Source organism: Acidimicrobiales bacterium, assembly GCA_036399815.1.
In the GTDB taxonomy this organism is placed as follows: Bacteria; Actinomycetota; Acidimicrobiia; order Acidimicrobiales; family DASWMK01; genus DASWMK01.
On sequence record DASWMK010000271.1, the window covers coordinates 1 to 6909 of the forward strand.

The following is a 6909-nucleotide window of genomic DNA, read 5'->3' on the forward strand; positions in this document are numbered from 1 at the left end:
CGCCGCCGACGAGCGCCTCGCCGTCGGCGCCGCGCCGGTCGTCGGCACCTGGCTGTGGCACCCCGAGGCCCGGCTCTGGTGGGCCGTGCTCGCCGGCGGGGCGCTCGTCGCCGCCGCCCCGGTCGCCGCCCGGCGGCTCCCGTGGGCCGCCGTCGCCGGCGGCGCGGGCGCGGTCGCGGTGGGGTGGGCCGTCGTCCTCGCCGGCCTCGGCGACCTCACCCGCCCGCTGGAGCCGAAGAAGTACGAGTACCTCGCCGTCGTGCCCAAGGTGTCGGACCCGGCCTGGTTCCTCGCCCACTTCACCGACCTGCTGCCGGTGCTGCCGACCCACGTGAAGGCCCACCCGCCCGGCCTCGTCCTTCTCCTCACCGGGCTCGACCGCCTCGGCCTCGGCGGCAGCGGGTGGGCGGCCGCGCTCGTGCTGGCCGGGGGCGGGCTGGCCGTCGCCGCCGCGCTGGTGGCGGCCAGGGAGGTGGCCGGCGAGGGGGCGGCCAGGGCGGCGGCGCCGTTCCTCGCGGTCGCGCCCGCCGCCGTGTGGGTGGCGACCTCGGCCGACGCCCTCTTCGCCGGCGTGACCGCCGCCGGCGTCGCCCTGGTCGTCGTCGCCACCGGCCGGTCCGGGCGGGCCGGGGACGGGCTCGCCGCCGCCGGCGGCGCCGTCCTCGCCGGCGCCCTCCTGCTCACGTACGGCGCGGCGCCGCTCCTGCTCGTCCCCGTGGTCGTGGCGGCCGCCCGCCGCCGGGCCCGCCCCCTCGCCGTCGCCGCCGGCGCCGGCGGGGCCGTCCTCCTCGCCGTGGCCGCCGCCGGGTTCTGGTGGCTCGACGGCCTGGCCGCCACCCGCGACCTGTACGCCGCCGGCGTGGCCGCCCGCCGCCCGGCCGCCTACTTCGCGCTCGCCGGCAACCCGGCCGCCGTGGCCCTCGCGGCCGGACCGGCCGCCGCCGCCGGCCTGGCCGCCCTGCGCGACCGCCGGCTCTGGCTGCTCGCCGGGGCGGCGGCCGCCGCCGTGCTGGCCGCCGACCTGTCCGGCCTGTCGGTGGGCGAGGTGGAGCGGATCTGGCTGCCGTTCGTGCCCTGGCTGGTCCTCGGCACGGCCGCCCTCGCGGGGCGGGCCCGCCCATGGCTGGCCGCCCAGGTCGCCGCCGGCCTCGTCCTCCAGGCCTGGCTGGTGACGCCGTGGTGAGCCGGGTGCTGGTGACCGGCGGCGCCGGCTTCGTCGGCTCCCACGTCGTCGAGGGGCTGCTGGCCGCCGGCCGGGACGTGGTCGTGCTCGACGCCGCCCCCCGCCCGGCCCACCTTCCCGGCGGGGCGGCGTACGTGCGGGGCGACGTCCGCGACCCGGCGGCCTGGGAGGCGGCGACGGCCGGCGGGGTCGACGCCGTGTGCCACCAGGCGGCCAGGGTCGGCCTCGGCGTCGACTTCGGCGACGTCAGGGACTACGTGGCCGACAACGACGCCGGCACCGCCGCCGGCCTCTGGGCCCTGCACCACGCCGGGTTCCGGGGCCGGATCGTCCTCGCCGGCAGCATGGTCGTCTACGGCGAGGGCCGCTACCGCTGCCCGGCCCACGGCGACGTCCGCCCCGGCCCCCGCGCCCCGGCCGACCTCGACGCCGGCCGGTGGGAGCCCCGCTGCCCGGCCTGCGGGGCCGACGTGGCGTGGGCGACGGTGACCGAGGACGCCCCGCTCGACCCGAGGAGCGTGTACGCCGCGACGAAGGTCGCCCAGGAGCACCTCTGCACGCTCTACGGGCGGGAGCACGGGTCGCCGGTGACCGTCCTGCGCTACCACAACGTGTACGGGCCCCGGATGCCGAGGGACACGCCCTACGCCGGGGTGGCCGCCATCTTCCGGTCGGCCCTCGCCGCCGGCCGCGCCCCCCTGGTGTTCGAGGACGGCGGCCAGGTGCGGGACTTCGTCCACGTCCGCGACGTGGCCGCCGCCAACGTGCTCGCGCTCACCGCCCCCGACCCGGTCGCCGGCCCGCTCAACGTGGCCAGCGGCGAGCCGAGGACGGTCGGCGACCTCGCCGCCGCGCTGGCCGACGCCTTCGGACCGGGCGCGCCCCGCCCCGAGGTGGTGGGCGGCTACCGCCTGGGCGACGTCCGCCACGTGGTCGCCTCCCCCGAGCGGGCCGCCGAGCGCCTCGGCTTCCGGGCCGCCGTCCCGTTCGCGGCCGGGATGGCGGAGTTCGCTACGACGGCCAGGGGTGGGTGAAGCAGCGCTCGTCGAGCCGCCCCGGCGCCCACCACGCCCACACCCCCTGGAGGGTCGTCCCGACCCGCTCGGTCCAGTCGATGGCCTCGGGGTCGGCCGTGCGCCGGACGACCTGGCGGATGCCGCCCTCGTGCACCGCGTAGCCGGCCCAGGTGCCCGGGTAGTCCTTGGTCGACCCCACCTCGGTGACGACGACCGGGCCGTGCCGGCGGCGGCGGTGGCGGTGGGTGTGCCCGCACGTCACGAGCGTGGCCGGGTTGGCGGCGGCGACGGCGTCGAGGAACGCGCGGCCCTCGGGGCCGGGCACGCCCGGCGGCCAGAACGTCGGGACGGCCCAGCGCTGGAGGTAGTGGTGCATGGCGACGAGGGCGGGCCGGCCGTCGCGCCTGGCGTCGCGGAGCGCCTCGGCCACCGCCGCCCGCCGGTGGGCGACCCGGCCGTGGCCGTGCCCGGGGAGCGGCGTGTCGACGAGCACGACCCGCAGGCCGGGCACGTCCAGCACCCGGACGTCCTCGACCAGCGGCAGGCCCCAGCGCCCGGCCCCGTCCTTCGCCCGGATGCGGGCCCGGCGCCCGACGTCGTGGTTCCCGGCCATCACCTCCACGGGGACGGGGGCCGAGGCCAGCACCGGCCCGACGGCGTCCCAGTTGGCGGGCGTGCCCTCCTGGACGACGTCGCCCTTCACGACCACGAGGTCGGCGCCCCAGGCGACGGCCTCGTCGAGCGCCGCCCTGGCGCAGCGCAGCGCCGACGGCTCCGACCCCCGGTCGTCCACGACCCTCGGCAGGTGCCCGACCCGCCGGGAGCCGACGTGCAGGTCGCTCAACGTCGCCAGCCGGAACAGCAGGTCGCCGGGCGGCGGGGCCAGGGTGGTGAACGGCAGGGACCACGAGTCGCGCTCGCCGGCCACGTGCACGACCCCCGGCCGGCCGGGGGCCAGCCCGTCGACCACGACGGCGCCGGGTGGCCCGCCGGGGCCCACGTCGACGGCGACCGGCGGGGCGCCGGCCACCGAGAACCGCCACCGGCCGGGCCGCAGCCCGCGCCAGGTGACCTGGACGGCGGTGTCCTCGACGGCGAAGACGGACGGCCCGGTGGGCCGGGCCGTCAAGGGAGCGCGTCGGCCAGCGTGGCGCCCTCGCGCTGGCGGAGGGCCACGTTGACCTTCACGCGGTCGAGGACCTGCTCGATGGTCTTCTGGCCGACGAGGTTGTGGTGCTCGGCGAAGAAGGCGAGCACGTCGTTGGCCACCGTCGGGTCGGTGATCCCCCGGAGCCCCTCGAGCAGCCGCACCATGCTGCTCGGCGGCACCTTGACGACGAGCGGCTCCCAGTTGCGGCGGACGAACTCCCAGGCGACCGCGGCGTGGTGCCGGTTGAGCAGCGCCCGCCGGAACACGAACGGCGTGTTCTGGCTGCGGACCCGGTTGCCGAGGGCGAGGTCCAGGGTGCGCTCGAACTCCTCCCGCCGCCCGAAGTCGGCCAGCGCGTACAGGTAGCGCTGCTCCTCCTGCGGGTTCGGGGCGTCGAGGAAGCGGCCGAGGACGATCTCGTACTCCTCCGGCCCGCCCGTCTCGCACAGCACGGCGAGGGCGGCGGCGGCCAGGCTCGGGTCGACCGAGCCGGGCGACGCCAGGTGGGACCGGTGCAGCTCCCTCGCCCGCTCCTGGCAGGAGGCGTCGTCGCCGAGCACGCCGAGGGCGTTGAACAGCACGCCCCGCAGCTCCCTCGTCCGCTCGGGCTCGCCCTCCACCCCCCGCTCGCCCAGCCGCTTCAGCGCGGGGGCGACGAGCGCCCGGACGTAGGCGGCGAGCGCCGGCCGGGACCGCTCGTCGGCCAGCCGGTCGATGGCCCGCAGGGCGCCGGTGATCCGCTGCCACACCGACAGGTCGGTCTCGTCCGCGAAGCCCCGCACCAGCTCGAGGAACTCGGCGACGGTGGCGTCGCCGGCCAGCACCGCGGCCCAGGCGTCGTCCACCAGCCCGTACCGCTCGAGCGGCTGGAGGTCGGCCCGGCCCGACGACACGAGCCGGTGCAGCAGCTCCCGGGAGTAGCGGACCCGGTAGAAGCCGCTGCCGCCGGCGTTGACCAGCACCCAGTCCAGCTCGCCGGGCAGGTCCAGCTCGAGGAGGTCGCCCTCGAGCAGGGCGCGGCGCTCGTCGACCACGCCGCCGGCCGACCAGCGCAGGATCACCGGCACCGACCAGCGCGGCGCGGTGGCCGCCGGGTCGGCCTCGACCTCGGCCGCGGCCGACAGCCGGAACCGCTCCTGGCGCAGCCGCAGCACCCGGCCGCCGGCCGGGGCGTCGACCCGCACGACGGGGTAGCCGCCCTGGAAGATCCAGGAGTCCATGATCCGCCGGGTCGGCTGGCTGGTCGCCTCCTCGATGGCGTCCCACAGGTCGGTGGTCTCGGTGTTGCCGAACTGGTGGGTGCGGAGGTAGTGGCGGATGCCCTCACGGAACGGGTCCTCGCCCAGGTACTGCTCGAGCATGCGGAGGACGGCCGCGCCCTTCTGGTACGTCAGCACGTCGAACATGCCCTGGGCCTCGTCCGGGGAGTGCACCGGGTACTCGATCGGGCGGGTGTTGTCGGTGGCGTCGATGTCGAACGCCTCCGACCGCTCCAGCCCGAAGTGCACCCAGCGGTCCCACTCCGGGGCGTAGACCTCGGTGGCCTTCATCTCCATGAACGTGGCGAAGGCCTCGTTCAGCCAGATGCCGTTCCACCACTTCATCGTCACGAGGTCGCCGAACCACATGTGGGCCAGCTCGTGGTTGATGACGTCGGCGACGTTCTGGAGCTCGAGCTGGGTGCTGGCCGCCGGGTCCACGAGGAGCAGCACCTCGCGGTAGGTGATGCAGCCGATGTTCTCCATGGCGCCCATCTCGAAGTCGGGCAGGGCCACGAAGTCGCACTTGTCGCCGGGATAGGGGATGCCGTAGTAGGCGGCGTAGAAGCGCAGGGCGGCGGCGCCCACGTCGAGGGCGAAGCGGGCCAGGTGGCCCTTCCCCGGCAGGTGGACGACCCGGAGGGGCACGCCGTCGGCGTCGACCGCCTCGGTGGCCTCCAGCGGGCCGACGACGACGGCCACCAGGTAGGTGGACATGAGCATGGAGTCGGCGAAGCGCACGGTGCGCCGGCCGTCGCCGGTCGGCTCCTCGGACACGACCGCCGTGTTGGACACGGCCAGCAGGTCGTCGGCGACGACGAGGGTCACCGCGAACACGGCCTTCAGGTCGGGCTCGTCCCAGCACGGGAAGGCCCGGCGGGCGTCGGTGGCCTCGAACTGGGTGGCGGCGATGACCCGCTCGGCGCCGGTCTCGTCGGTGAACGTGCTGCGGTAGAAGCCGCGCAGGCGGTCGTTCAGGACGCCCCGGAAGCGGGCGTGGAGCGTCCACTGGCCGGGGGCGGCCCGCTCGGCCAGCGCGAGGTGGGCCCGCTCGGCGTCCTTGTCGAGGGTGACGGTGGCGTCGAGCCGGACGCCGCCCTCGCCCTCCAGCCAGGCCTCGTCGATCTCCAGCTCGGCGGCGTTGACGACGACCTCGGCCACCGGCTCGGCGACGTCGACGGCCACCGACTCGAACCCCTGGAAGGTGAGCTCGTCGAGGTTGGGCTCGAGCGTGATCTCGTAGCGGCGGGGGACGACGGTCCGGGGGAGCCGGTAGTCGGCCTCGGTGGTGGCGGCGTCGCTCGGCAGGTGGGCCACGGCAGTCCTCGTCTCGGCGCGGGGTTGGCCGGTGAGCGTACCGGGGGCGGCTAGGGTCGTCGTCCTCATGCACGACCGCCGCTTCGACGTGGTCGGCATCGGCAACGCCATCGTGGACGTCATCAGCCATGCCGACGACGGGTTCGTCACCCGGCACCACCTCAACAAGGGGGCCATGACCCTCGTCGACGAGGCGAGGGCCGAGTCGCTCTACCGGGACATGGGACCGGGCATCGAGTCGTCGGGCGGGTCGGCGGCCAACACGATGGCGGGGGTGGCGTCGTTCGGCGGGCGGGCGGCGTACATCGGCAAGGTGCGCGACGACACGCTCGGCACCGTCTTCGCCCACGACATCAGGGCCACCGGCGTCGCCTACGACGTGCCGCCCGGCGCCGAGGGGCCGCCGACGGCCAGGTGCCTGATCTTCGTCACCCCCGACGCCCAGCGGACGATGAACACCTTCCTCGGCATCTCCGCCCTGCTCAGCCCGGACGACGTCGACGAGGACCTCGTCGCCGCCGCCTCGGTGACCTACTGCGAGGGCTACCTGTGGGACGTCGAGGTGGCCAAGGAGGCCATGCGCAAGGCCATGCGGGTGGCCCACGCGGCCGGCAACCGGGTGGCGTTCGCGCTGTCCGACGGGTTCTGCGTCGACCGCCACCGGGCCGAGTTCCTGGAGCTCGTCGAGGGCGCCGTGGACGTGGTGTTCGCCAACGAGGACGAGATCTGCTCGCTGTACCGGGTCGACTCCTTCGAGGCCGCCCTCGACCGGGTGCGGGGGAGCTGCGAGCTGGCCTGCCTCACCCGCAGCGAGAAGGGCTCGGTGCTGGTGACGGCGGACGAGGAGCACGTCGTCCCCGCCCACCCCGTGGCCCGGGTGGTGGACTCGACCGGCGCCGGCGACCTGTACGCCTCCGGCGTGCTCTACGGGCTGACGGCCGGGCTCGACCTGCCGACGTGCGGGCGGCTCGGCTCGCTGGCCGC

5 protein-coding genes are annotated in these 6909 nt (G+C 76.4%); 3 read left to right on the top strand and 2 right to left on the bottom strand.

The features are described from left to right. A partial coding sequence (locus VGB14_20435) for a hypothetical protein (protein HEX9995302.1) occupies positions 1–1183 on the top strand: 1183 nt, incomplete at its 5' end. After that, the gene (locus VGB14_20440) at positions 1180–2217 is read left to right on the top strand and encodes an NAD-dependent epimerase/dehydratase family protein (GenBank protein HEX9995303.1); all 1038 of its coding nucleotides are present in this window, start codon (positions 1180–1182) and stop codon (positions 2215–2217) included. The genes VGB14_20435 and VGB14_20440, both read left to right, overlap by 4 nt. On the opposite strand, the gene VGB14_20445 is transcribed toward VGB14_20440, so the two are convergent. Both VGB14_20445 and VGB14_20450 read right to left on the bottom strand, forming a co-directional pair. Next, positions 2195–3328, bottom strand: coding sequence for a metallophosphoesterase (locus VGB14_20445; GenBank protein HEX9995304.1), 1134 nt, complete (start codon positions 3326–3328; stop codon positions 2195–2197). The genes VGB14_20440 and VGB14_20445 overlap by 23 nt on opposite strands. Then, a complete protein-coding gene (locus tag VGB14_20450) occupies positions 3325–5925 on the bottom strand; it encodes a M1 family metallopeptidase (GenBank protein ID HEX9995305.1) in 2601 nt (866 codons plus the stop codon). The genes VGB14_20445 and VGB14_20450 overlap by 4 nt, the downstream gene beginning before the upstream one ends. 67 nt (positions 5926–5992) lie before the next feature. Between VGB14_20450 and VGB14_20455 the strand changes: the two genes are divergently transcribed. Further along, positions 5993–6909, top strand: a 917-nt coding sequence (locus VGB14_20455; protein HEX9995306.1) for an adenosine kinase, incomplete at its 3' end; no start/stop codon positions are given.